Origin of the sequence: Brumimicrobium sp. (assembly GCA_023957385.1) — a bacterium.
Classification (GTDB): Bacteria; Bacteroidota; Bacteroidia; order Flavobacteriales_D; family Crocinitomicaceae; genus Brumimicrobium.
In genome coordinates this window covers 1,270,310-1,296,465 of the sequence record JAMLGZ010000001.1, presented here as the reverse complement: position 1 = coordinate 1,296,465, position 26,156 = coordinate 1,270,310, and the positions used below count along the sequence as shown (strand labels likewise).

Genomic DNA, 26,156 nt, shown 5'->3' with positions numbered 1-26,156 from the left:
TCTTATCTATTCAGTGTCATCCGATTGGGAACACTCACATGGTTCAACAGACTCTTTCCTTCTTCCTGTCGGTTCATTCGGCTCTGGAGTCGTTTCAGTTATACTTCTTGATATAGGCTTCTTAAAGTTCCCTTTTACTTCTCGTATTACCTCTATTACCTTTTTTATCTCTACATCTTCTGTTGCCTTCATTTCAAAAGCAGTATTAGCTTCAACTCTTACTTTGACCTTCTGACCAGGAAGTGTTTTAAAAGTAAACCTTCCCTCTACTTCTTTATTATGAAAAACCTCACCTGTTTCAATATCTGTTATTTGAAGAAAATCTGGAATTGACAAAAAATCAAAGTTTATCGTAACACTGTTCTCCCCTCCGTAGGTTCGTTCTCTAACCTCCAAAGGCCCCGAATCTTTGACTCTTCTAGTATAAGAATCTATAGTAATTCTTCTAATAACGTCTACATAGGTTGTTAATTCACAAACTGGTGGAGTAGGTTCTTTTCCTCTTGATTCCATCGTCCTATTATTAGACCCTCTCCAAACTATATTTCTTGTGTACTTTCCTTTTGCTGCAATACCCAATGAATTTCCTAACCAAGTAGTACCACTAAAATTTCCACCAGTTTTAGGGTTCTTTCTTCTATGAACAGATTTCTTTTCTAATCCCTCCAATTCCACAGCATCAATAACCCGATTCTCACTAAACGCATACGGGCTATTCCATGGATAACTATCCGCCAGCGGATCCATCATCCAATCCAATCTCCCCACCCTCGGGTCATATCCTCTGTATTTATAATTAATATATTTCCCTTTTCCACGGATTTCATCGTGTTTTTCTTGATTTTGGAAAGAATAGCGGTATCCTCCACTCGCTGCATAACCTCCAACAATCACAGTATCTTCATACTCTCTATACAACCTGATATTATCTAATAAATAAGTTCCAGATTGGCGAATTTGTACGTAAATATCGGAGCTATTTGCGGTATAGGAAAAAGTGTTTGTGCCATTGGAAGATAGCACATGCACGCTGTATGGAACACCCGGGCTAGGCCCTTGGTAGATAACAACATTTACCACACCAGAGGGTACGGAAACCTTTGTTAAATCTACTTCAAACGTATAAGTTTCACCGTTTTCTATGGCGAATGTTTGATGAATACCGTGTGTGCCATTAGTGGAAACAACTTTTAATTGGTTGTTCCCCCCTGTGTTTTCAATAGAAATCGTAGATTGTGAGAAGTCTTTCCAGCCATCAATAAAGGTAGATACGCCGTTAGTGGTTATTACTGGGTTTTCAAAATCGTTGTTAATCACAAATAAAGTATCTGAAACAAATAACGTATCTACTGAACTATTTGGATAATGGAAAATATTTTCAATGGTTCTACCATCGAGTGGCGCACCAAATGGGCTGTAATCGGTAATTTGAGAAATACCAACTTCGTAACTCGTAATGTTTCCATTGCTTTCAAGCGGATATTTGATGTCATTAATCACCGTTTGCACGTTTCCTCTGTGGTCTGAAAGTTCGTAGTTTCTATTACCTAAAATACCGTAGCTTGGTAATAAACTAGGGTTTTGCATATTTACTGCCTCTTTCGTTGCTCCAAGTCTGGAACTTCCATAGATATTTCGCTCGGTAAGATAATAATAGGTAGCATTTGTCGCAGTATCTACGCTATGCTCATAAATTGACAACTGATTGCCTTGGGCATCTAACAAATAATATGTACTGCGTTCAAGCATTAAGGTATTTGAATTATAAACGTGTTTTGCAATTTGATTACCAAACGCGTCATACTCAAAGGTAACATTTTTTAAGGTATCCGCAGGCGTTTTGATGATACTTTTTACTTTATTATTTGCTGTCCAAATGATAGTATCAATGTGCTCCTGTCGGTCTTTGATTAATCTACCGCTCTTATCTCGTACATAATTGTTGGCTGTTTCAATAAACATTGGGTCGCTATTGAAAGGCCCTTGGTCGTCTAAATCCGTGTCATCAACATTTGAAGCAATATTGTCGTTGATATGGTACAGTCGATTACGCAAAAGTTTATTGTTAGTATCATATCTATAACGATAAGTCAAGTCTTCGATTTGTGTTCCGTTACGCAAATGCCTCTTTTGAGTTTCTATATTCCCCATTCCATCATAGGTAAAAGCATTGTAATATTCGTCTCCGTAGTTTGCTGGATTCCATGCATTACCCGATAGCCCATTTTCATAACTTCTGCTTTCTTTGAGCCTATTCAATTGATCGTATTTATACGCATTCAGCATCGGCATTTTTGTTTTATCCAGTGGATTGGTAAGAGCCGTTTGCATATAACGGATGTTTCCATTATACAGGTCGTGAGAGTTGTTATCTGGATGACTACCTGCATTCACACTTGCAAGTGGTGTACCCCCACCAATGGCTGCGTAATCATTTTTAAAATAATCCAAACTAAACCCGAACACATCCTTTCCAAAAAGGGCATTCACAGAGCCAGAAACTCCGTCCTCTCCGGGATCATTCTCGTTCTTTAAGACCGAGGAGTTCACCCCTTTTAGCCAGCCTTGAAGCGTGTAATAGTAATCCACCCCTTGCAGGGCATTCTCTCCAATTTCTACCCTTGCCAGCGGCCCGTGGTCGTAGTAGTAATACTTCGCATCGTGTTGCCAATCCAGGTTATGAGCAAGCTCATTGGCAAGGTCATTGGTAAAAGGGCTTGCGGTTAATGGACTTGCTGTATTGGTAAACACATCCGTAATTCGGTTGTCAGCATCATAGACATAGCCGTGGTGCCACTGGTCGGCTTTTCCATTTTGAACGCTCATCCGCTGCACGTTTCCTGAAATCAAATCGTAGGTATAATCCATGCGTTTAAAGCGTTGTGAGGCAATGGAAGGAAAGTCTTCCGCCATACGCTTGTTGTCTTGGAGGAGCGTTTTTACGTTTCCATGTATGTCATAAGAATAATGCGTAGCATGGTCGTAAGTCGTTGAATCCCCATCATACACGTCTTCGTAGGTAGTGTGGATGATGCGCAAGCGCTGGGTAGAGGAATTCACCGCAAAATCAGGGGCATAAGTTCCTACATCCAAGAGCGTAGAGTCGTAATAGGAATGCATTACTTCGGTACGCGCCCCGCTACTTGCAATCCAAGCGAGTAACTTCTCATCATCAATAGTACTTGGGTTCAGGTATCCGCTGACCTGCGCACCAAAAATTTGGTCAAATTGTGTTTGATTTACAGGGTTTTCCGTTTTCTCCCCTGCTTCCACCGTTCTACCTAAGGCATCATAAAGGGTATAAGCAAATTTGTTTTCCGCCTGTTGTCTGGCATTCTGACTCACAACGATTCTTCCCAAACGGTCGTAATAAAAACGCTTGCTGTACCGATTTCCTGCATCATACACTCGCCTTACGTACGGATACATAGTACCCATCTGTCCGAGTTTTCCACCAATCACAAAATCTGTGGAAGAGGCTGCCGAAACGGTGCGGATATCTGCTTGGCTTACGCCTTCAGGGTCTGCGGAGAAGATGAATTTGTCTTCCGCTAAAAACTCTGTGGAATAGCCCTCCGTAGAAATGTTCTCCGCGTTTAATTTATAATAAAATCCAATGCCGTTTATATCCCCGACTAATACTCCAGATACACGGTCAGTAAAGGTAATAGCCCTGAAATTCTCGTTACTCGAGAAAGTGGGAGAGGTGTAGAAATTGCCGTTTGCTGCTTTATAATGCTTAAAAAGCTCGTTTTTCCCTACCGCTACAAAGTCACCATTGTCAAAGACATGCAAATCGAAAATGGTGTCGGTGGTACTAAGATTTTTAACAAGTGTCGCCGTATTTAAGTTGTTGTATCCCACTCGTTTTATGTCGGCGCCATCAGCAAAATAAAGTTCGTTTGCTGTTTTCCCTTGGGCTATCGCCGTCAGGTTAGAAGTAGCAAAAGCAGTTTGTGTAGTTCCATCAGGGCTTGATACAAGTGCATTTCCATTTCCACTGCGAAGTAATAAAGTCCTTCCATTATCTAGTCGCCAAACCTTACGATAAATCTCATTAGAGTTTTGGTTCGCAGCAGGACGTATAATCGTCCAATCCCCTCCTCCATTACTGGTTGCCCGCGCTACAAAATGGTCTGCCACAAACGAGATTTCTGCATTGCTTCTACAGTTCACATCCCGAATTTTTGGAAGATAAATCTGCGTATTCACAAACTTCATTGTCTGGTTTTGGGTTTGTATTCTACCCTTTGACCCTGCTATAAACACATCCTTTCCAGCGTTCAAGGTGGGAGTTATGCGTCATTGACGTACAGCACTCCTCCATTTCAAATTCGATAAATTAAATCTCATCTAATATCTTAATTTCATATATTTGGAGTATGAAAAATGAATTGTCAAATAATGATTTTTATCAGCAAATAATTGACTTGCTACAAAAAGCAAGAAAAAGAGTACTGCATACTATTAATAAAACAATGGTCGAAACCTATTATGAAATAGGAAGGAGAATTGTTGTTAATGAGCAAGATGGAAAAGAAAGAGCTGAATATGGAAAAGAGGTAATTAAAAATTTATCTTTCGTGCTTTCTAAAGAATTTGGTAAGGGATTTTCAGCACGAAACTTAGAGCAAATGAGGCAGTTTTTCTTGGTTTATTCAAAAACGCAAACACTGTCTGCAGAATTAGAAAACAAATCGCAAACACCGTCTGCGAAATCATCAAAAAATGAAAGTAAACCTGATTTTTCCCTAAGTTGGTCACATTATTTGACACTTATGAGAATGGATAATCCAAGTGAAAGGAAATTCTACGAAATTGAAGCTAGCAAAAATAATTGGAGTATCCGTGAATTAAAAAGACAATACAACTCAGCCTTATATACACGCTTAGTTTTGAGTAAAGATAAAGCTAAAGTAAAAGAACTGTCTGAAAAAGGTTTAATCTTAAACAAACCAAAAGACGCTGTAAAAGATCCTTATATTTTGGAATTTTTAGGATTACCCGAGAAACCTGAATATTCTGAAAGTCAATTAGAAGAGCAATTGATTAGTAAAATAGGTACTTTCCTTTTAGAACTTGGAAATGGTTTTTCTTTTGTTGCTCGTCAAAAGCGAATTTCATTTGATGATAAGCACTTCAGAATTGATCTTGTTTTTTACAATAGAATTCTCCAATGTTTTGTACTAATAGATTTAAAAGTTGGAGAGCTAAAACATCAAGACCTCGGACAAATGCAGATGTATGTAAATTACTACGATAGAGAAATTAAAATGAAAGAAGAGAACAAAACAATTGGAATAGTCCTTTGTCAGAATAAAAGCGATGCTGTAGTAGAATTTACTTTACCAGAAAGCAATGAAAATATTTTTGCAAGTAGATATAAAACAGTTTTACCAACAAAAGAAGAATTAAAATTATTAATTGAGCAGAATAAAAAATAATAACGAACGCATAACATGCTATTACTCGCAAGCCGAAATAACTGCTTCGTTTTAGCATCTATGCTAAGAAAAATCTTATCTTCGTGTTTAAGCCTAATACTGTAAATCGGCCAGCGAGTAGTAGCCGCCCGTTATGGAGTAATAATTTTGCGTGCCATGGTTTTGAACCACCAGCGGTGAAGCTCCCTGCCCTGTTCCTTGCGGAGAGTATAAAAACGCCCCATTTTCCCCTGCGATGTACATTCGATTGGTGGGGGTGATTTCAAGGGCGTGGAGGTTGGAGGAAATCTCTTTTCTCTTTGGCTGCCAATTCCGTCTTCGGGCTTTAGTTGCTCCTTGGCTGGCGGTGTTTGTTGGCATTGAACTGGTAAATTTACTCGCCCAATTGCCACAAACATCTCGCCAGCCACGTTCGCAAGCTATCACCCTACGCCGGGGCAGAGATTGCGCTTCGGATGATATTTTGGCAGAGAAATACATGTTATGTTATTCATTTCATTGGATTGAGGGTTTTTGTTCATTGTTGTCTTGGGAGTAACGACTCAGTTTCTTCTGCTAATCTGATACGAGACCCCCGACCAATTCACAAGGATCCCTACCCCATTCATGCACACATTCTGGTGAGTAATCACCCACATTTTTAACTTTACCTGTTAAACTAGAATACCCATAATTTAAACTAACAACAAATCCTATTCTTTCTTTTTTTAAAGAAAAAAATCTTCTTTTATAGGTGTATAAATTAAATTTTATACCATTCATTGATTCGTTGATAAGATAACCTAACACAAAAAAGGGTATAAAATCTCGTTCGTACTTTATCCAAAAATAATATGAACAGCTATCAATAATCTTACTCTTATTTATAATGAAATAAAATTTTTTTACTTTGGAGTAAATTTCATTATTAAAGTCTAATAAAACAGAATCTTCGATATATTCTAAATTTATTACCTTCCCATTCATAATCGTAAACATTGAATCAGCACATAAATACTTAAAATTTAAGTCGCTTTTATTTGGAGCGTTTTTAAGGTATAATGTATCTTGACTAAAAGTGAATAAATTATTAAATATTAAAATCAAAAGGCTAAGTACAATCGTCTTCATATTGAATAATTTATTTGATTTTCTTATTGATTTTTTTAGCTGCTTTGACATCAATAACTCCTATTTTTTTGTCAATATCATTTCCAAATATTTTTATTTGCAAACTACCTTGTGACATTTTAGGAGAATATTTGTCAACCTGTTTAGCGAATTGACTATTACCAATAATTATATTCATCTCATGTTCTTTGAACATCTGTTCATCATTTTTATATTTATTGTTATTAGAAAATAATGATGGTTCGTTATCAAATGAAGTGCCTCCAATTCCTCCGCTACCTAATGGATGGGTATGTATGCTTATTTCACCTTTAGCCACTGGAACACTTGCACTTTGATTTGGTTTATTTAAATCTACTATATCTCCTTCTAATATTGGACTCGAAGAATATCCACCGTCCAAATTTTTATCTAAAGTTGTAGATAATTCTCTATCAGATTTAGCTAAACCTGCCATTTCAACAGTCTTTGAAAAAATATCTTTATGAATAATAAAACCACCAGTAAATTTATCACCATTTGCAGGTGTTTCAACTAATTTGAATTTAGCCCTTTTAATTTGTCTTGAAATCTTATTGCTATGTACAACACCTATTAATCCATTATCTTTGCCATCGCTTCCCACTTTTTTACCTCTCAAATTATAGTAGTCTGTATCCCCATTCGGGTCAATCATAATTATTGGATTATTAGACAGAACAGAATAGCCACTTAAATGATGTTTCACAACTGGATCCAAATTCCACCTCTTCCCAAGCCTTGGCGAGTATTCCCAAAACTCTGCGGTGTAATGGTTGCCTTTTCCGCTAATTTCATCTACACGTTGTTGTGTATTAAATCCCCATAGATAAGCCCCACTCGCTACAAACTCCGTATGCTCCTCGGTTGTTGCTTCCTCATAGGTAATCAACACATCATCCACCTCAAAGTAATTATTGACTGCATTTGAGCGGCAAACACTTCGCATAACGAACTCTACAGAATATGTGTAACCTGAAGTTGCTGTAAAATTAAGAAAATCAGGGTAATTACCCGTAACATTTATGCTGTCCGTGGCTACAACAACGCCATTTTGGTTGCGTATAATAACCTGTAAATATAAGTTTTGATTAAATTGAGGAGTAGCTAAAGAATTCTTAATAATTATAGCTTGACATAAATCTTTTGGAATAACTATGCTTTTAAAACTTAAACTATGCACGCCATCTCCTGTGGTAAAGCTTTCTGTTGCTCCAATTGTTTTCTTGGTGGTTTGGGTGTTTTTTACCCGCATTACCTGACTCGGATAACTCACCTGACTTAATGCCGTTAAAGGGGTCCAATTCGGAGAGGAATCAAAGTGCTCTTCTAAAGCATACTCCGTGGTGTACGTAGTTGTTGAAGTGGTTACTTCTTGGTAAAGGGTTTGTTCTATCGTTCTTCCATCGAGTGGCGCACCAAAAGGTGAGTAATCAAATACATGGGAAATACCAGTTTGATAACCCGTTATCGTTCCATTGTCCGCTAATGGGTATTTGATGTCGTTTATTACAGTTAGCACATTTCCTAAGTGGTTGGTGAGCTCATAGTTTCTGTTGCCGACTGTTCCGTAACTTGGTAAAGTTGTAGGATTAAACATATTAACTACATCTTTGGTTGTACCCAACCTAGACGAACCATAAATATTCCGTTCGGATAAATAGTATTTGGCGGTATTTTCTGCCGTATCTACCAAATAATCATACATACTCAACTGATTGCCTTGAGCATCTAAAATGTAATATGTACTTTTTTCGAGCATATCTGTTTGGTTGTTGTACACGTGCTTTGCAATTCTTTGTCCAAAACTATTATAATCAAAAATAAGGTTTTTCTTTTCACTAGCCAAAGTTCTGCGGATTTCTTTTACTTTTCCTGTGGCTGTCCAGATAATGGTGTCGATTTCTTCTTGCTTATCTTTTACCAGTCTGCGTTGTAGTTCCAAAATTAAACTTTAAAATAATTACAACTCTTATTTTATAAATAACTAATAAACAACCCTTTATATATCATACTTCGTTGTAACGAAGGTTTTTAGTCGCTTTTATCTCGGAAGTAGCGGCGGTGCTGCTTCGCGGTCTGATTTGTTCATAATTGTTTGGTTTTTTTAATTTTTATCTGCTAATCTGACACGCAACCCTTTATTTAATCTTACTTTCATTTCTTATACTCTATCATTCTATATAAACTGAGTTCTAAATCTCCTCGTATATGAGCAACAACCCCTTTGCAGTTATTATTCACATCAATTTCATTGTCTAAATAACATAAAAAGAGTTTCATATTATCAGCACCCTGTATTAACTTGCCACTTATTGGTACAGCATTCACATATTTTAATATTTGATAACTTCCTGTGGGAAAGGTATTATCACAACACGTAAAAATGTTGTTACTGAAAACTGTATCAGTAATGAATTTTAATTTCTCTCCACAAATATTTATTAAACTATCCAACTCATCAAAACATTTTGAATTAATTGAAAGTTCAACCCCTGTTTCTTCCTTATGGACAGTATTTGAATCACTATCTTGTACAATAAAGATAGGCATAACAGCACTTTCTGAAATATAATTTCCTACTTGTTGAACATAAAAATATGTTTGGGCATATCCTTTTGAAGTCAAATAGAATATAAAAAATAATAAAATGACTGTTTTCTTATATATTAGTGTGTTGTATCCCATTCTTTAAACTGTTGATTGTGATATTGAGTATCTGCATCATTATTTGTATTAGGATTAAATCGGAATAAAGTCGGAGTTATTACATTATTTTGCATAGTAAAACCGTATCGAATTGTTCCCACTTTTATATATGTATCATCGACTTTTTTATACAGTTGCAAGTGTGCCCCCCATTTTATTGTTCCATTATCAATGTGAGCTCTACTAGGTCCGTCAAAAAATGCAGTACTTCCTGCTGGTGGATTGAATACAGTTCTTCTAGGTATAAGTTGTTTCCCTGCGTATTCCCTAGCATCCCTCATTCCTGCATCCTTATCATTCGTGTAAAAAGTACTATTTAACAAGGTTCTTTCGTTTGCGTTAGGTTGCCTAGAGTTTTCCGCTGGGTCATTATTCCCTACTGTTTGAAACCATACAAATTGTTCGTCTTTATTGGCTTCATTAGGTGTAAACGTTATTCCAACGTACATTCTAGCTCCCCGATCTCCGCTATTCGGTTCAAGTATATGTAATTGAATTGAACCTAAAGGGGTTTGCATTGGAGCAGAGGTGCTAGGTTCCTTTGCAGTTGGGTCTGAAATATGTAATAATGTTCCTGTTGGAATCTTTGTGTCTACAAATCCGTTCCACTCCCGTAAATTATCAATTCCAACCCCTGTACGTTTGCTTATACTTGAATAAGTATCCCCTTCTTCTGTATTCCACATCCATGTATTACTTCCATTTGCTAAAGCCGAATCCGCCCCATTCGGGTCAATAAACCAAATAGGGTTGTTTGCAAACGTAGCATAAGGGCTTTCGTGTGGTTTTACAACTGGGTCTATATTCCATCTTCTTCCTAATCTACTATCGTATTCCCAAAACTCAGCTGTGGTGTGGTTTCCAGCCCCACTTATTTCATCTGTACGCTCCTGACCGTTAAACCCATACCTATATCCTCCACTCACAATAAACTTAGAAGCTCCGCCTCCACTATTCTCTTCCACCACAAAGCCATTGAGCGTAAAATCATCCATTCGGAACGTGCCGCCATAGCCGTGCATTCCCCCATAGAGTTTTAAAACAACGCTTACAGTTCCAGTTTGTCCAGATATCGGATTGGAAACATCCACAACTCCTGTAAAATGAAGAGATGAGCCACTCGTGACCCAAATTGAGCCACTGCCTGCCTCCATGTTATTTACAGTTAAAATATAGTTTGCATAACCCGTATTACTGCTTCTGTGGTAAAAACTGTAACTCGCAATGTCAAGCGCATAACCGTTTGCCACATCAAAAGAAAGCGTAATATAGGAAGTATCTGCACTTGCCGAACTTATCGCAATTGCCTTTCCTGTTTTTCCATTAAAGTTGGTGAATTCTCCCGTTGAACTTGACCAAACAGTATTCGAAAGATTGTTGTTGAGGGTTACCTCCGTGCTGTAATACGGACTTCCTGTTGCAGGTGGATTGTCAAAGTTGTTTTTGTAAATCTCTACCGTATCTGGGAGCGTTTGCACATCAGAATTTGTTCCTTGATGGAAGATGTTTTCTATCGTTCTACCATCGAGTGGCGCACCAAATGGGGAATAATCAAATACATTGGAGATACCAACATCATATGCATCAATACTCGTGTTATCCGAAGAAAGCGGATATTTGATGTCATTAATTACAGCAAGCACATTCCCTAAATGATTATTGAGCTCATAGTTTCTGTTGCCGACTGTTCCGTAACTTGGAAGGGGAACGCCTGAAAATACCTCTAGAGGATCTTTTAAGGTTCCTAAACGAGAACTTCCATAAATATTCCGTTCGGATAAATAGTATTTGGCGGTGTTTTCAGCTGTATCTACCAAATAATCATACATACTCAATTGATTGCCTTGGGCATCTAAAATGTAATATGTACTTTTTTCGAGCATATCTGTTTGGTTGTTGTACACGTGCTTAGCAATTCTTTGGCCAAAACTATTCCTTCGACGAGCTCAGGACAAGTATAATCAAAAATAAGATTCTTTTTTGAACTCGCCAAAGTTCTGCGGATTTCTTTTACTTTTCCAGTGGCTGTCCAGATAATGGTGTCGATTTCTTCTTGATCATCGCGCACTAAACGACCTTCGGCATCGTAGGCGTAGTTGTTAGCGGTTTCAATAAACATAGGGTCGCTATTAAATGCAATCATATCTTTAATATCATCATCCATTACGTTTGCTGGAGCGTAATCGCTTACACTATACAGACGGTTTCTTACAAGCTTACCATTCTCTTTTTGGTAATGGTACTCTAAGTTGTCAAATATATCACCCGCTCGGTTGTGCCGAATCTGCTTTTCTATATTCCCCATCGCATCATAGGTAAAGGCGTTTAAGTATTCTTTTTTATAACTCGATGGATTTTATGGATTCTTGCAATAGATTTTCTTAAATAACAATCATCTTTTCTTTTTCAAGAATATCTATTATCTGTGAATACAAATCAGAAATATCTTCCCATTCTCCATTGAAATTATAGTCAATTATATATGATCCCTGAAACCAATGGTAATCACATTCTTTTATTTTTAAATCATTTTCCAATGCAAGTTCAGTTAGATTTATCATGATTTCAATACATCGAATATCTTGACGATTTAAGATATAGTCTGTGAATTGATTTGTTTTTTTATATTCTTCAACTCTGTTTCTCAGATTTTGTGTTAAGCCAATAAGTTGTTGTTTCATAATCTATGGGTTTATTTTTTCAAATTTTGCTGTGCTTGAATTAATCTCTTTGGAAAATATTTGTTTGCCGCCTCCTTTTACAGGAGTAACTCCATCTGCAAAGTATTTTGCATCTTTTATATGTGTAGATACTAGTGCATTGACCTTTTTAGCAGTTGTTGTAACTTTATAAACTTCTGTATATTTGCTAGAAAGCAAACCAACTTCTTCTGGAGTGACACTTAAAGAGGTTACAAAAAAACTCCCTTCACTTTTTCCTGGGACTCTATATTGATATAATACAGAACCCTCAGTATAGGTTTTTGTATATACTTGTTTATTAAAATTAATATATTTTGTTTTACTTTCTGAACCCATCCACTTCATAGCCAAACTTTTTCGGGCACCTTTCATAATCGATGAAGCTACAACTGGTGCTACTTCGGTAAACGCACTCATAGTAGCACCTGGTCCATATGTTTCCATTTGTTCCTTGTACTTGGCTTCGCTTTCTTTGTTTCCATTCGCTTTTGCCTCATTGTATCGGTCGGTAGCATTTATCTCGTTGCCTAACATGTACCAGGCCATAGTTCTTGACATCCAACCTTTAGTAACGAATATATCCACTACAACAGCTACTCCAACTGCCGCTCCTATAGTAAGAGGTGCAACAGCATTTCGTTCAGCATTAGTCATTTTGTCTATTACTTTCTGCGCATCTTCATGGTTTGAACCTCCTGCCCTTAACCCAAAGTAAACTCCTGCGTTTCCTCTGTTTGCAGGCTCTAAACCTTCTAATTCGACCATATCAATAACTCTATTCCCTGAAAAAGCATACGGAGAATAATATGGATATTTAGCCGCCAGCGGATCCACCATCCAATCCAATCTCCCCACCCTCGGGTCATATCCACGGTACTTATAGTTAATATATTTCCCTTTTCCACGGATTTCATCGTGTTTTTCTTGATTTTGGAAAGAATAGTGATATCCTCCACTCGCCACATAACCTCCAACAATCACGGTATCTTCATACTCTCTATACAACCTGATATTATCTAATAAATACGTTCCGGATTGGCGAATTTGTACGTAAATATCGGAGCTATTTGCGGTATAGGAAAAAGTGTTTGTGCCATTGGAAGATAGCACATGCACGCTGTATGGAACACCCGGGCTAGGTCCTTGATAGATGACAACATTTACCACACCAGAAGGGTACGGAAACCTTTGTTAAATCTACTTCAAACGTATAAGTTTCACCGTTTTCTATGGCGAATGTTTGATGAATACCGTGTGTGCCATTAGTGGAAACAACTTTTAATTGGTTGTTCCCCCCTGTGTTTTCAATAGAAATCGTAGATTGTGAGAAGTCTTTCCAGCCATCAATAAAGGTAGATACGCCGTTAGTGGTTATTACTGGGTTTTCAAAATCGTTGTTAATCACAAATAAAGTATCTGAAACAAATAACGTATCTACTGAACTATTTGGATAATGGAAAATATTTTCAATGGTTCTACCATCGAGTGGCGCACCAAATGGGCTGTAATCGGTAATTTGAGAAATACCAACTTCGTAACTCGTAATGTTTCCATTGCTTTCAAGCGGATATTTGATGTCATTAATCACCGTTTGCACGTTTCCTCTGTGGTCTGAAAGTTCGTAGTTTCTATTACCTAAAATACCGTAGCTTGGTAATAAACTAGGGTTTTGCATATTTACTGCCTCTTTCGTTGCTCCAAGTCTGGAACTTCCATAGATATTTCGCTCGGTAAGATAATAATAGGTAGCATTTGTCGCCGTATCTACGCTATGCTCATAAATTGACAACTGATTGCCTTGGGCATCTAACAAATAATATGTACTGCGTTCAAGCATTAAGGTATTTGAATTATAAACGTGTTTCGCAATTTGATTGCCAAATGCGTCATACTCAAATATAATGTTTTTCTTTTCGCTATCAAAAGTTCTGCGGATTTCTTTTAATATAAGTAAATCCATTTATAATTATAACTAAAGCTCCAATTATTACCGTATTTAGTATTCATACATAGAATGGATGGATAGCGTGTATCCAAAACAAATTCTATTTTTGTTTTAGTTTTGCGAGAGTAAATCTTTACAACAGGATTTTTCCCTTTTTTAAGTGAATATTTAAAGCTTTGATATCCGAATGTAGATGAATCTAATACTATTAAATTGTCAGAAAAATATTCTTTATCATTAATAGTTATGGTAATTGAATCTTCTACATAACTCATAATAAAGAAGGCAACGTTATTCTTTCCAATATGCTTTAGAGCTTCGTCTTTTTCTTTCTGTGTTGCTTCATTAATTATATGTCCATAATAGACTTCATAAGTTTCTTCAGCATATTCATAGTCTGAAGTATAAGTAACTCTCTTGATATTGTTACATGAAATTATACAGCCTAATAAAACAATAATAATAACTTTATTTAGAATTTTTATATTCATCATAATTTTTCTTGATTGTCTTTTTCATTTCTTCTGATTGTCCTTCCGTTTTGGTTTTGGGCGTCATACTTCCACTAGGTTTTAGTTTATTCTCAGAGTTTTTACCCGAATTCATAAAGTTATTTCTAAATTTATTCTTTTCTTCCATATTGTATCTAATATCCTCAAAATCAGGCTGTTTAATATCATCCACGTTTTCTTCTTCCCATGGATGCCTTAAACCTCCTAAATGACCAATTTCATGAATAAAGGCATTAATAATATCTTTTATATCAAGCATATTCCCATTAGTTGAAACAGTTAAATTAAAATTTGCATTTATAGTTTGACCAACGGGCGCTTCTCCTCCCTTATAACTTGTTGTTCCATTATAATTATCATCTGTAGTTTTTACATTTTTTAAGTCCATCATAATCATTGCCCCTTCAAGCGGAAGTTCAGCCCCTCTTGTAGCTAATTCTTCAATTCTAATAAATTTAAAATTGTATGCCGTGTTTTCATCTGAAAAAAAACTAGATGCTCCACCTTGAACTTCATTTAAAATATTTTCAAAGTCATTTTCTATATCTGTATGATTGGATACTATAATATAAACATCTATTCTTTTCATATCATTAGAAGGCACAAACTCCAATCCCTCCAACTCAACACCATCCAATACCCTATTCTCACTGAACGCATACGGGCTATTCCACGGATAACTATCCGCCAACGGATCCACCATCCAATCCAATCTCCCCACCCTCGGGTCATATCCACGGTACTTATAATTAATATATTTCCCTTTTCCACGGATTTCATCGTGTTTTTCTTGATTTTGGAAAGAATAGCGGTATCCTCCACTCGCTGCATAACCTCCAACAATCACGGTATCTTCATACTCTCTATACAACCTGATATTATCTAATAAATACGTTCCTTTTTGGCGTATTTGCACGTAAATATCGGAGCTATTTGCGGTATAGGAAAAAGTGTTTGTGCCATTGGAAGATAGCACATGCACGCTGTATGGAACACCCGGGCTAGGCCCTTGGTAGATGACAACATTTACCACACCAGAGGGTACGGAAACCTTTGTTAAATCTACTTCAAACGTATAAGTTTCACCGTTTTCTATGGCAAATGTTTGATGAATACCGTGTGTGCCATTAGTGGAAACAACTTTTAATTGGTTGTTCCCCCCTGTGTTTTCAATGGAAATCGTAGATTGTGAGAAGTCTTTCCAGCCATCAATAAAGGTAGATACGCCGTTAGTGGTTATTGTAGGATTTTCAAAGTCGTTGTTTATGATAAACAAGGTATCTGAAACAAATAACGTATCAACTGAACTATTTGGATAATGGAAAATATTTTCTATCGTTCTGCCGTCTAGCTCCACGCCAAATGGGCTATAATCAGAAATACTACTTATCCCAACTTCGTAGCTTGTAATGCTTCCATTGCTTTCAATTGGATATTTTATGTCATTAATCACCGTTTGCACGTTCCCTCTGTGGTCTGAAAGTTCATAGTTTCTATTACCTAAAATACCGTAGCTTGGTAATAAACTAGGGTTTTGCATATTTACCGCCTCTTTCGTTGCTCCAATTCTGGAACTTCCATAGATATTTCGCACCAAAAACTCTTTTTGATAGGGCTTTCCTATCGGAGAAAAAGTATCGAGTATGTGGTTTTGAAGTGTGCGTTTCATAATCGAAAGATACAAAAATTTTAATTTATCACCTTACTTTTTTCTTGTCAAAAAAGTAGGCAAAAAGACAAGACAAAAAAATGCTGCCTCCCCGCTCTGGCAAATACCCGTAGATACGTACGACCGTACGTATCTACGGGTATTTACCGTACGACCCTACGGGCATTTGCCATTCACGCGCGCTGCTTCCCGCTTTTTTGTCTGGCCGACGCGCTTTGGGTTGGCTTTTCATGAGGGAGATTGGGGAATGGTGATAAAATTTTATTCGCTTGGGTCTCGGAAGTAGCGGTGCTCCTTACGATCTATTAGGAAATACAAAGTCTCAGAATTGGACAATAATATTTTAATAAATTTGATTTTATTGTTTTTGTTTTTCTGTACTTTAAAATATAGCTTTTCATAAGGCTTTAGAATGAAATTTGTATTTCTCCTTTCTCCATCAATAATAATCTTAGCGTTAACATTACTATCAGATTGTATTTCGTTTTTTCTATTCTCTAAATTAATTATTAAAGTGTCTTTTATATAAAAGTAGTAATGAGGGGAAAATTTATCTTTTATATAGGAAAAAACTGGATCAAATTCAAAATTATTACAGCCAATATTTTGTAAAGAAAAATATATATAACAACGTTTAGATTTGACATCAGTAAGAATAATTTTATCCTGTGCGTTTGCCTTAAAAACAAATACGAAAAAGACGACAGTACAAATTAATAAATGGATTATATTCTTAATTATCATGATCTCCTCCTGTTCTCTCTACAGGCCCTTTATTTTTTAAAGCTTTATTGTGAAAATTTACGTTGTCTTTTTTTTCATACCCCCTTGGTTTGTTCGTCTATCAACTCTGGATGTTCGTAATCAAAAGAATGAACACCAGTACCAAACTCATAATGTTTGCTTGCATCTATTTCTACATTCTGAGTAAACCAGTTATCATAAGTTCTATCAATTTTTTTCCCTGACACAGCGTTAACCAACGCTTTTCTGTACTTTGTCTAAAACGGTATATATATGAATATGACTGTTAATGTTATCTTTATGAGTAGCTGGCTTTTCAAGATGTAAACACAACAGGGCTACATCACATACCCATAATGAGTAATTCAATTTCTTTATAATCCAATTTAAATATTTTACCTAAGACCTCACTTGTAAGTGTTCCTTTATACATATATACTCCGCTTCTAAACCCGTAATCTCCTTTAATGAGTGCAATATCTCCACCTCGTTCTCCCATTTTACGAAGAACAGGAGCAAATACATTAGAAATAGCAAAAGAAGCTGTATGTGAAACACGTGATGCTATATTAGGTACACAATAATGTATTACCCCATATTTTTCAAATGTTGGATTATTATGATTGGTCGTTTCGGAAGTCTCAAAACATCCTCCTTGATCTATGCTCACATCAATAACAATAGCTCCTTTTTTCATATTATTTACCATTTCTTCAGTAACTACTGTGGGGGTTCTACCATAAGATGAACGAATAGCTCCGATAACAACATCTGCTCGCATCAGAGCTTTACTCAATACTTTAGGCTGGATAATTGAAGTGTACACACGTTGTCCTACAGAATTTTGTAGCCTACGCAACTTGCTTAGAGAGTTATCAAACACTTTCACCGAACAGCCTAAAGCAATGGAGGAACGAGTAGCATATTCAGCAACTGTTCCTGCTCCTAAGATGACTACTTCGGTAGGTTGTACTCCAGCAATTCCTCCCAACATAACTCCTTTACCATTTTTAAAGGAATTTAATAATTCGGCCGCAATCAGAATGGATGTATTTCCTGCAATTTCACCCATGGCGCGAACAACAGGAAAATGCCCTTCACTGTCCCGCATATAGTCCCAAGCTATAGCAGTAACCTTCTTTTGCATAAGTCGCTGTAAAACTTTTTTGGGTTGCATATTAATCTGAAGCGCAGAAATTAATGTTTGACCCGTTCCCATCATCTCCACTTCCTCTTCAACTGGAGGAGAGACTTTAAAAACAATGTCGCATTGAAAGACATCCTTTTTATTATAGACAATCTGAGCTCCAGCTTCTGAATATTCTCTATCAGAGAAATTAGCATCCTCACCTGCTTTCGTTTCTACAATAATTTCATGACCATTAGCAACTAGCATAGAAACAGCTTCTGGAACGAGTGCTACTCTTCGTTCTTGAAATGAAGTTTCCTTTGGTATTCCAATTTTAAGGCTATTCTTTCTACGAGAAAGTTCCAACATTTCCTCTTGTGGAATTAACTTTCCTTCTTTCAGTAGGCTCTTTATAATTTCTGGGTCTGTTTTCATAGTGTTACCTCTATAATTCTGTCTCCATTTTGATTCTTACTAATTTCAACTCTTACGTAATCTTCAGGTAAAAGGTTTTCAATATTTTCCGCCCATTCTAAAAATACGTAATTCTCATCGTAGATATACTCTTCGATACCTATATTATAGGCTTCTTCTTCACTATTAATTCTATACAAATCAAAATGATAGATTTTTCCAAAGTCTTTACTGACATATTCATTTACATAACCATAAGTTGGCGAGCTCACTTGTTCTTCCACTCCCATTGTTTTAGCAAGATATGAAATGAAAGTAGTCTTTCCAACTCCCATTTCTCCATAAAATGCCAAAATCTTGTGAGGTTGAATATATTCTAACAACTCTACACTAATTGCTTTGAGATCTTTTTCTGAATAAGCTGTAAATGTCATACGATTTTTTTAGTCCAATTAAATCGGAAAGGAAAGATAAGGAAAAAAATTGATACTTATTTTCAATATCAGATAAATGATGTTAATTTATATAATAACCGCAAAGGCCGCGAAGGTTAACGCAAAGGTCGCATAGTTTTGTGTTATATGCCGTTAAATATTAGCCAATTTATACCCAAGACCCAGAAATATATTCCTTTATTTGGATATATTGTAGTAAATTTACAAGAGATAACCTTAAAAATGACTGTTATGAAACACGTATATTTTTTATTGTTTATGTTGGTAGGAGCAAATGGTTTCTCTCAAATCCCTGAATTTGAATTTCAGCTGTATTTTGAAGATGCGGCAGGGAATAAGGATACTGTGACACTTGGGCATTCTCCTCTTGCAACAAATCTTATTGATAGTGATTTTGGCGAAATTAATATTATCAACAAACCGTGGGACAGTATTTTTGAAGTGCGCGCCTCTAACGTATATTGGGAAGGATACCCTTTTGCAGACACTGCAATCGTGCAATCAAAAAAACAGATTGTTAATAAGGAGGAAGTAGGAAATAACTACATTACTTTTGATATAAAAGCAAAAAATTGGCCCGTAACAATAAGTTGGGATTCAACGCTTTTTCATGGGCTAGGTGACACACTACAATTTGCTGGAACTTGGATGACAGCATGGCAATATGGACTATGGTGGTGGGATGAAGGAATGCAACCTATTTATTTTTGGAAACAAAACAAGATGCTTCTATATAATGAGTTGTTTGTTTATAATCTAAATAACACGCTTGTTGATTATTATATAACGAATAACAACGATACAATCTATACAATGTGGTTTAATTTTGCAGACAGTACGGCATTAACATTATCAACAGAAAATGAAAAAAAGTTAAAAGAGATTGTCATTTATCCCAACCCTTTTCAAAATTCTTTTAATTTACCAGAAGATATTTCCCCCTCTAAAATACAAATTAGAGATATAAAAGGAAGCAAAATTGAATTTGAACAAAAAGGAAACTCAATTAATCTAATTAATTGTAATCCTGGTGTTTATTTTATTTCTTTTACTCTAAACAACCAACTGTATAATTATAAAATTATCAAGCAATGAAAAGGGATGTAGTCTCTATACTTAGCGACTTTTGCGGTTAAATGATTAAATCACTTCTTCCCTCTAAGCTCCACATAAGGAATCAACATCTCTTCCAGAGAAATTCCACCGTGTTGGAACGTATCCATATAATATTTAGAATAATGGTTTAGGTTATTCGGATATACAAAGAAATCGTTGTTTTTACAGAATACAAAACAATCTGCACCGCTATCCTTTGGTAAGAATATATCTTCTGGCTTGCGTACCTCAAAGACACTTTTCGCATCATAATTCAGGTTCTTACCCACTTTATAGCGTAAATTAGTATTTGTTTCCTTGGGACCAACTATCTTAACGGTATTATTTACCTTAACCGTTCCATGGTCAGTTGTAATAATCAGTTTAGCACCAGATTGTGCAATTTCTTTAAGAATATCTTGTAAGGGCGAATGTTCGTACCAACTCACAGTCAAAGAACGATAAGCCGCTTCATCATCTGCTAATTCACGAATCATCTTCATATCTGTACGAGCATGCGATAGCATATCTACAAAATTATATACTATTACATTCAAATCATTATTTTTCAGCTGACTAAGATTAGCCAACAAGCGCTTACCTGCTTCTAAATTCGTGATTTTGCGATAAGCCATTTTAATATTCTTACCCAAACGCTTTAATTGATGCTCTAATAAATCAGGTTCAAAATTATTCTTTCCTTCTTCATCTAGCTCTCCAACCCATAAATTGGGATATTTTTTTTGAATTTCACTAGGCATCAGTCCAGCGAAAAAAGCATTTCGAGCATATTGAGTAGCAGTAGGCAAAATGGAATAAACCACATCTTCTTGTTCAGTCACAAAATACTTAGCCAATAAGGGTTTTAACATTTGATATTGATCAAAACGTAAATTATCAATTACCAATAAATATACTTGCTCTTTTAAATGAGGGAAAACCCTATCCTTAAACAAAGTGTGTAACATTTGAGGTCTGCTATCATCTCCATCTAACCAATCGCTATAATTATCTGTTATAAAGCGAGAAAATAAATTATTTGCATCTTTTAATTGCATATTGAACACCTCCCTCATCCCCTGCTCTTCCGCTTTAGAGAATTCAATGTCCCAATTAACCAATCGTTTGTAGAGAGAAGCCCATTCTTCAGCATCTAAGCGTCCATTCAGTTCCATCCCTATCTTAGAAAATTCCATCTGATAGCGTGAAGTGACCTTATCCGAAATCAATTTACTTTGCTCGAGAATTTTCTTTAAACTCAACAAAATTTGATTGGGATTTACCGGTTTTATTAAATAGTCCGCAATTTTTCCACCAATTGCTTCCTCCATGATACTCTCTTCTTCACTTTTTGTAATCATCACAATCGGAGTTAAAGGAGAAATTTCTTTGATTTTTTCCAAGGCATCCAATCCCGAAATACCAGGCATATTTTCGTCTAAAAATACCACATCATAGGAGTTTTCCTCACATTTCTCAATTGCCTCACTACCGCTTACAACTATCTCCACATCATACCCTTTTTCATTCAAAAAAAGAATATGTGGTTTTAATAAGTCAATTTCGTCGTCTGCCCAAAGAATTTTTGCTTGCATTAATCTATTTTTTTATACTTTTACACAATTCATAAAGATAACGAATTGCGACCAAATCTCAACATAAATAACAAAAAGAAAATCATAAACGATCCTGTCTATGGTTTTATTTCCCTGCCGAAAGATATTATTTTTGATTTAATTGAACATCCTTATTTTCAACGTTTACGAAGAATTAAGCAATTAGGGATGTCTCATGTTGTTTACCCTGGCGCTCTACATACACGCTTTCATCACGCTATTGGAGCCACACATCTGATGATGAAAGCTATTCAAACTCTGCGATATAAAGGTGTTGAAATTACAGATGAAGAAGAGACTTCTGTATTGATTGCTATTTTACTACATGATATTGGTCACGGACCTTTTAGTCACACGCTTGAGCATGATATTGTCAAAAATATTAACCATGAAGATATTTCTTTATTATTCATGAAAAGGCTTTCTAAAGAATTTGGAGGTCAGCTTGATATGGCTATTCAAATTTTTGAAGACAAGTATCCTAAACCCTTTTTGCATCAATTGGTTTCAAGTCAGTTGGACATGGATAGAATGGATTATCTCAATCGCGATAGTTTCTACACAGGTGTTTCGGAAGGAATAATTGGCAGTGATCGTATCATTGCTATGCTGGACGTTCGAGGTAATCAACTTGTAGTTGAGCAAAAGGGTATCTACTCAATTGAGAAATTCTTAGTAGCAAGACGACTAATGTATTGGCAAGTGTATATGCACAAAACTGTTGTGTCGTCAGAAGTTCTGCTTATTTCTATCTTACAAAGAGCAAAAGAATTATGTAAGGCTGGAGCTCAACTTTTTGCAAGTCCCTCCTTCTTATTATTTCTTGAAAATGACTTTGGAATCGAGGACTTTGAGAATGATTCCAATTTATTAAATCAATTTGCTTTGTTAGACGATACGGATGTTGTAGGTGCTATCAAAGTTTGGCAATCGCATGAAGACAAAGTATTAGCCACTCTGGCTAAGGCATTAATACAACGAAAGCTTTTAAAAATTGAGATTGATACCCAAGCTTTTTCAGACGAACGCATTGCTTATGAAAAAGAACAAGCTAGCAAAACTTTAAGCATAAGTAAAGAAGATGCTTGCTATTTTGTGCATACGGACACCTTGAGAAACAACGCATACAATGAAGAGGAAGAAAATATCAATTTATTGATGAAAGATGGAAGTATAAAAGATGTGAGTCAAGCTGCTGACAACCTGAATATTCATGCACTCTCGGAGCCGGTGAAGAAGTATTATTTATGCTATCCAACACATAAAAACACTAATTAAACAAGAATTGTGGAAAAATAAACCAAAACAACACGATTTAAACGCAGTCTTTTTATATTTTTGAAAAATGGAATTTTCGGCAGAACAAATAGCAGGTATTTTAGGAGGAGAAATAGTAGGGAACGCCCAAGAAACTGTTTCTGGTTTATCTAAAATCGAAGAAGGACAACCAAGAACACTTACTTTCTTGGCAAATATGAAATATGAACCTCATATTTATACAACGAACGCTTCGATAGCTATTGTCTCCAACGAATTTACACCTGAAAAAGCATTACCTGATACACTAACCTTGATTAAGGTCCAAGATCCATATAGCTGCTTTGCTAAATTATTGGAGTTTTACAATCAGATGCATAAGAAACAACCGAAAATCGAACCCAACTGCTACATTGCAGAAAGCGCAAAAGTAGGGAAAGATGTGTATATCGGTGCGCATACATATATCAGTGAGAATTGCGTGATAGGCGACAATGCTGTTATTTATCCGAATACTTTTATTGGAGAAAATGTAACGATTGGAGAGCATACCACAATTCATCCGAATGTATCTATTTATCATGGTTGTGTGGTTGGAAATCATTGTTTAATTCATGCTGGTGCCGTAATTGGTGCAGATGGTTTTGGCTTTGCTCCCGATGAAAAAGGAGAATTCCAGAAAGTACCACAAATTGGAAATGTCGTTTTGGAAGACCATGTTGACGTGGGTGCGAACGCAACTATTGACAGAGCTACACTAGGTTCAACCATTCTTAGACGAGGAGTTAAAATTGATAATCTCGTACAAATTGCACATAACGTTGAAGTAGGTCAAAATTCAGCCTTCGCTGCACAAGCTGGAGTTGCTGGTTCTGCAAAAGTTGGAAAACACGTACTGGTTGGAGGTCAAGCAGGTATCAGTGGACATATTAAGATTGCTGATAACACTATGGTCGTTGCTCAATCAGGAATTCCAAACTCTGTAAAACGCTCTGGTGAAACATTAATGGGCTCTCCGGGTATTCCTATTGATGATTTCAAGAAATCTTACGTTGGTTTCCGTAGGCTACCACAAATTATGCAGCGTTTACAAGAAATAGAAAATAAATTAAAAGATAATAAATAGTACATCGATTATATCATTATGATTGAATATCAAAGAACACTTAAAGAATCTGTAAAATTAATTGGAGTTGGACTCCATACAGGAGAAAAAGTTGAAGTAGAAATTTGCCCTGCACCTGAAAATCATGGATACAAATTCCAACGAATTGATGTTGAAGGTCAACCTATCATTGATGCAGATGCTAATTTAGTTGTAGCAACTGATAGGGGAACAACTTTAGAGCAAAATGGCGCTCGCGTTTATACTACTGAGCATCTACTAGCAGCATTATATGGAATGCAGGTAGATAACGCATTAATTAAACTAACTGGACAAGAGATTCCAATTATGGATGGTAGTTCGTATCCGTTTGTTAAGGCTATTGAATCTGTAGGATACCAAGATCAAACTGCTGAAAGAGAGTATTTTGAACTCACTGAAAACATTAAATGGGAAGATACGGAAATCGGTGTAGAATTTCTAGCTGTTCCAGATCCATGTTACCGATTAACTGTAATGGTTGATTATCGTTCCCCTGCTTTAGGTACGCAACATGCTACTATTTATCAGATTAACGAATTTAAAGAAGAGATATCTACGTGTAAAACTTTTGTGTTCTTAAGAGAGTTAGAGCAATTAGCTAAAATGGGACTCATCAAAGGAGGCGACATTGACAATGCCATTATTTTGGTGGAAAGAGAAGATATCAAACAAGAAGAATTAGACGAATTGGCTAAAATTCTTGGAAAAGAAGGACTTAAAGTGGAATTAAATGGAATTGGTACGCTAAATAATTACCAAATGAAATTCCAGAATGAACCTGCTCGTCACAAATTACTTGATATCATTGGAGATTTAGCATTAGTAGGCAAGCCTATTAAGGCACATATTCTAGCTGCTCGACCTGGTCATAGAGGAAACGTTGGATTTGCAAAGGTTTTAAAAGAGCAAATCAAGAAGCAAAAGAATGGACCTCGCTATTTTGACTTAGAGAAAACGCCTATCTACGATATCAATCAGATAGAAAATATGTTGCCACACCGCTACCCTTTCTTATTGGTAGATAGAATCATTGAAATCACAGAAGACTCTATTGTAGGATACAAAAACATCACTATGAATGAGCCTCAATTCACAGGGCATTTTCCAAATAATCCCATTTTCCCTGGAGTATTGCAAGTAGAAGCAATGGCTCAATGTGGAGGTATTTTTGCTTTGCACAATGTGGATGAACCTCATCTTTATTCCACTTACTTCATGAAAATTGATAATGTGAAGTTTAAGCAAAAAGTTATTCCAGGAGATACCATTGTTTTTGAATTGACACTCATCTCCCCAATTCGACGTGGTTTGGTAAACATGGCAGGAAAAGGATATGTGAATGGAAATTTAGTAGTAGAAGCTGAGATGTTAGCTCAGGTGATAAAAGATAAAGTAGAACAATGATAAGTAATCTTGCAGTAGTATCTCCTCATGCAAAAATTGGAGAAAATGTGGTTATCGAATCGTTCACCACCATTTATGATGATGTCGTAATTGGTGATGGATGTAAAATTGGCCCAAACGTTACAATATATTCGGGAACAACAATTGGAAATAATTGTGAAATCTATCCAGGTTCAGTTATTGGTGCCGATCCGCAAGATTTAAAATATAAAGGAGAGAAAACTACTGTAGAAATTGGTAACCACACTGTTATTCGAGAATGTGTGACCATACATAAAGGAACCACAGATAGAATGAAAACGACTATCGGTGACCATTGTTTAATTATGGGGTATGTACATGTTGCCCATGATTGCGAAATTGGAAATCATGTAATCTTAGCTAATTATGTTGGATTATCGGGACATGTTACAATTGAAGATTACGCAATTATTGAAGGAAAAGCTGGTACACAACAATTTATTCGAATTGGTGCACATTCTTTCATTGCTGGAGCTACTCTGATTAGAAAGAACGTTCCTCCTTTTGTACGTGCAGCAAGAGAGCCTATTAGTTATGCAGGTGTTAATGCTGTCGGGCTTAGAAGAAGAGATTTTTCAGATGAAGATATTAAACATATCGAAGATATATACCGCATTCTTTTTGTGCAAAACACAAATATTTCTGCCGCTTTAAAACAAATCGAAACAGATTTACCAGATACAGAACTCACACGTCAGGTAGTTAATTTTGTGAAAGAAAGCGATAAGGGAATTATTCGTGGATTAATGTAATTCTATTAAATCT

21 protein-coding genes are annotated in these 26,156 nt (G+C 36.1%); 6 read left to right on the top strand and 15 right to left on the bottom strand.

All coding sequences use genetic code 11. From position 1 onward, the window contains the following. Positions 1-6: 6 nt before the first annotated feature. Positions 7-4,221: a hypothetical protein gene (locus M9897_05725; GenBank protein ID MCO5268377.1), complete on the bottom strand. Its 4,215-nt coding sequence runs from the start codon at positions 4,219-4,221 to the stop codon at positions 7-9. A gap of 161 nt (positions 4,222-4,382) precedes the next feature. On the opposite strand from M9897_05725, the gene M9897_05720 reads away from it, so the two are divergent. Then, positions 4,383-5,444: a PDDEXK nuclease domain-containing protein gene (locus tag M9897_05720; protein ID MCO5268376.1), complete on the top strand. Its 1,062-nt coding sequence runs from the start codon at positions 4,383-4,385 to the stop codon at positions 5,442-5,444. A gap of 555 nt (positions 5,445-5,999) precedes the next feature. On the opposite strand, the gene M9897_05715 is transcribed toward M9897_05720, so the two are convergent. From M9897_05715 to tsaE, 13 genes are all read right to left on the bottom strand, one after another. Next, positions 6,000-6,554 (bottom strand): hypothetical protein, encoded by a 555-nt coding sequence (locus M9897_05715; protein ID MCO5268375.1) that lies wholly within the window; start codon positions 6,552-6,554, stop codon positions 6,000-6,002. 10 nt (positions 6,555-6,564) lie between these two features. Next, positions 6,565-8,517: a hypothetical protein gene (locus M9897_05710; protein MCO5268374.1), complete on the bottom strand. Its 1,953-nt coding sequence runs from the start codon at positions 8,515-8,517 to the stop codon at positions 6,565-6,567. A 212-nt stretch (positions 8,518-8,729) separates the two neighbouring features. Then, entirely contained in the window at positions 8,730-9,260 is a 531-nt protein-coding gene (locus M9897_05705) for a hypothetical protein (protein MCO5268373.1), read from the bottom strand. After that, positions 9,242-11,164, bottom strand: coding sequence for a LysM peptidoglycan-binding domain-containing protein (locus M9897_05700; GenBank protein MCO5268372.1), 1,923 nt, complete (start codon positions 11,162-11,164; stop codon positions 9,242-9,244). Before M9897_05700 ends, M9897_05705 begins: the two co-directional genes overlap by 19 nt. After that, entirely contained in the window at positions 11,134-11,586 is a 453-nt protein-coding gene (locus tag M9897_05695) for a hypothetical protein (protein ID MCO5268371.1), read from the bottom strand. The genes M9897_05700 and M9897_05695 overlap by 31 nt, the downstream gene beginning before the upstream one ends. A 76-nt stretch (positions 11,587-11,662) precedes the next feature. After that, a complete protein-coding gene (locus M9897_05690) occupies positions 11,663-11,962 on the bottom strand; it encodes a hypothetical protein (GenBank protein MCO5268370.1) in 300 nt (99 codons plus the stop codon). Between the two features lie 3 nt (positions 11,963-11,965). Continuing rightward, complete coding sequence (locus M9897_05685) at positions 11,966-13,150, bottom strand: polymorphic toxin type 46 domain-containing protein (GenBank protein MCO5268369.1); 1,185 nt, start codon at positions 13,148-13,150, stop codon at positions 11,966-11,968. Next, a complete protein-coding gene (locus M9897_05680; GenBank protein MCO5268368.1) occupies positions 13,119-13,943 on the bottom strand; it encodes a hypothetical protein in 825 nt (274 codons plus the stop codon). The genes M9897_05685 and M9897_05680 overlap by 32 nt, the downstream gene beginning before the upstream one ends. Then, on the bottom strand, positions 13,925-14,422 hold the full coding sequence (locus M9897_05675; GenBank protein MCO5268367.1) for a hypothetical protein: 498 nt from the start codon (positions 14,420-14,422) through the stop codon (positions 13,925-13,927). Before M9897_05675 ends, M9897_05680 begins: the two co-directional genes overlap by 19 nt. Continuing rightward, positions 14,397-16,109: a hypothetical protein gene (locus M9897_05670; protein MCO5268366.1), complete on the bottom strand. Its 1,713-nt coding sequence runs from the start codon at positions 16,107-16,109 to the stop codon at positions 14,397-14,399. Before M9897_05670 ends, M9897_05675 begins: the two co-directional genes overlap by 26 nt. Positions 16,110-16,927: 818 nt before the next feature. Next, a complete protein-coding gene (locus tag M9897_05665; GenBank protein MCO5268365.1) occupies positions 16,928-17,080 on the bottom strand; it encodes a hypothetical protein in 153 nt (50 codons plus the stop codon). A gap of 116 nt (positions 17,081-17,196) precedes the next feature. After that, positions 17,197-18,417 (bottom strand): alanine dehydrogenase, encoded by a 1,221-nt coding sequence (locus M9897_05660; GenBank protein ID MCO5268364.1) that lies wholly within the window; start codon positions 18,415-18,417, stop codon positions 17,197-17,199. Beyond that, entirely contained in the window at positions 18,414-18,830 is a 417-nt protein-coding gene (gene tsaE, locus M9897_05655) for a tRNA (adenosine(37)-N6)-threonylcarbamoyltransferase complex ATPase subunit type 1 TsaE (protein ID MCO5268363.1), read from the bottom strand. The genes M9897_05660 and tsaE overlap by 4 nt, the downstream gene beginning before the upstream one ends. Positions 18,831-19,082: 252 nt before the next feature. Here tsaE and M9897_05650 point away from each other — a divergent pair, with 252 nt between their 5' ends. Further along, positions 19,083-19,946 carry a T9SS type A sorting domain-containing protein gene (locus M9897_05650; GenBank protein ID MCO5268362.1) on the top strand — a complete coding sequence of 288 codons (864 nt, stop codon included), beginning with the start codon at positions 19,083-19,085 and terminating at the stop codon, positions 19,944-19,946. Between the two features lie 50 nt (positions 19,947-19,996). On the opposite strand, the gene M9897_05645 is transcribed toward M9897_05650, so the two are convergent. Beyond that, on the bottom strand, positions 19,997-21,541 hold the full coding sequence (locus tag M9897_05645) for a PglZ domain-containing protein (GenBank protein ID MCO5268361.1): 1,545 nt from the start codon (positions 21,539-21,541) through the stop codon (positions 19,997-19,999). Between the two features lie 45 nt (positions 21,542-21,586). Between M9897_05645 and M9897_05640 the strand changes: the two genes are divergently transcribed. The 4 genes from M9897_05640 (at position 21,587) to lpxA (ending at position 26,143) form a co-directional block, all read left to right on the top strand. Then, a complete protein-coding gene (locus tag M9897_05640) occupies positions 21,587-22,840 on the top strand; it encodes an HD domain-containing protein (protein MCO5268360.1) in 1,254 nt (417 codons plus the stop codon). 67 nt (positions 22,841-22,907) lie between these two features. Then, positions 22,908-23,945 (top strand): UDP-3-O-(3-hydroxymyristoyl)glucosamine N-acyltransferase, encoded by a 1,038-nt coding sequence (gene lpxD / locus M9897_05635; GenBank protein ID MCO5268359.1) that lies wholly within the window; start codon positions 22,908-22,910, stop codon positions 23,943-23,945. Positions 23,946-23,963: 18 nt separating this feature from the next. Next, positions 23,964-25,370: a bifunctional UDP-3-O-[3-hydroxymyristoyl] N-acetylglucosamine deacetylase/3-hydroxyacyl-ACP dehydratase gene (locus M9897_05630; protein ID MCO5268358.1), complete on the top strand. Its 1,407-nt coding sequence runs from the start codon at positions 23,964-23,966 to the stop codon at positions 25,368-25,370. After that, positions 25,367-26,143 carry an acyl-ACP--UDP-N-acetylglucosamine O-acyltransferase gene (lpxA, locus tag M9897_05625; protein MCO5268357.1) on the top strand — a complete coding sequence of 259 codons (777 nt, stop codon included), beginning with the start codon at positions 25,367-25,369 and terminating at the stop codon, positions 26,141-26,143. Before M9897_05630 ends, lpxA begins: the two co-directional genes overlap by 4 nt. The last annotated feature ends 13 nt before the right edge of the window (positions 26,144-26,156 follow it).

What these genes read in the sequence shown, in the direction of transcription:
- M9897_05660 (MCO5268364.1), bottom strand. Translation starts at nt 18,417, where the DNA reads ATGAAAACAGACCCAGAAATTATAAAGAGCCTACTGAAAGAAGGAAAG.
- M9897_05705 (MCO5268373.1), bottom strand. Translation starts at nt 9,260, where the DNA reads ATGGGATACAACACACTAATATATAAGAAAACAGTCATTTTATTATTT.
- tsaE (MCO5268363.1), bottom strand. Translation starts at nt 18,830, where the DNA reads ATGACATTTACAGCTTATTCAGAAAAAGATCTCAAAGCAATTAGTGTA.
- M9897_05695 (MCO5268371.1), bottom strand. Translation starts at nt 11,586, where the DNA reads ATGGGGAATATAGAAAAGCAGATTCGGCACAACCGAGCGGGTGATATA.
- M9897_05680 (MCO5268368.1), bottom strand. Translation starts at nt 13,943, where the DNA reads ATGGATTTACTTATATTAAAAGAAATCCGCAGAACTTTTGATAGCGAA.
- lpxD (MCO5268359.1), top strand. Translation starts at nt 22,908, where the DNA reads ATGGAATTTTCGGCAGAACAAATAGCAGGTATTTTAGGAGGAGAAATA.
- M9897_05670 (MCO5268366.1), bottom strand. Translation starts at nt 16,109, where the DNA reads ATGAAACGCACACTTCAAAACCACATACTCGATACTTTTTCTCCGATA.
- M9897_05675 (MCO5268367.1), bottom strand. Translation starts at nt 14,422, where the DNA reads ATGATGAATATAAAAATTCTAAATAAAGTTATTATTATTGTTTTATTA.
- M9897_05715 (MCO5268375.1), bottom strand. Translation starts at nt 6,554, where the DNA reads ATGAAGACGATTGTACTTAGCCTTTTGATTTTAATATTTAATAATTTA.
- M9897_05720 (MCO5268376.1), top strand. Translation starts at nt 4,383, where the DNA reads ATGAAAAATGAATTGTCAAATAATGATTTTTATCAGCAAATAATTGAC.
- M9897_05700 (MCO5268372.1), bottom strand. Translation starts at nt 11,164, where the DNA reads ATGCTCGAAAAAAGTACATATTACATTTTAGATGCCCAAGGCAATCAA.
- M9897_05690 (MCO5268370.1), bottom strand. Translation starts at nt 11,962, where the DNA reads ATGAAACAACAACTTATTGGCTTAACACAAAATCTGAGAAACAGAGTT.
- M9897_05630 (MCO5268358.1), top strand. Translation starts at nt 23,964, where the DNA reads ATGATTGAATATCAAAGAACACTTAAAGAATCTGTAAAATTAATTGGA.
- M9897_05645 (MCO5268361.1), bottom strand. Translation starts at nt 21,541, where the DNA reads ATGCAAGCAAAAATTCTTTGGGCAGACGACGAAATTGACTTATTAAAA.
- M9897_05650 (MCO5268362.1), top strand. Translation starts at nt 19,083, where the DNA reads ATGAAACACGTATATTTTTTATTGTTTATGTTGGTAGGAGCAAATGGT.
- lpxA (MCO5268357.1), top strand. Translation starts at nt 25,367, where the DNA reads ATGATAAGTAATCTTGCAGTAGTATCTCCTCATGCAAAAATTGGAGAA.
- M9897_05725 (MCO5268377.1), bottom strand. Translation starts at nt 4,221, where the DNA reads ATGAAGTTTGTGAATACGCAGATTTATCTTCCAAAAATTCGGGATGTG.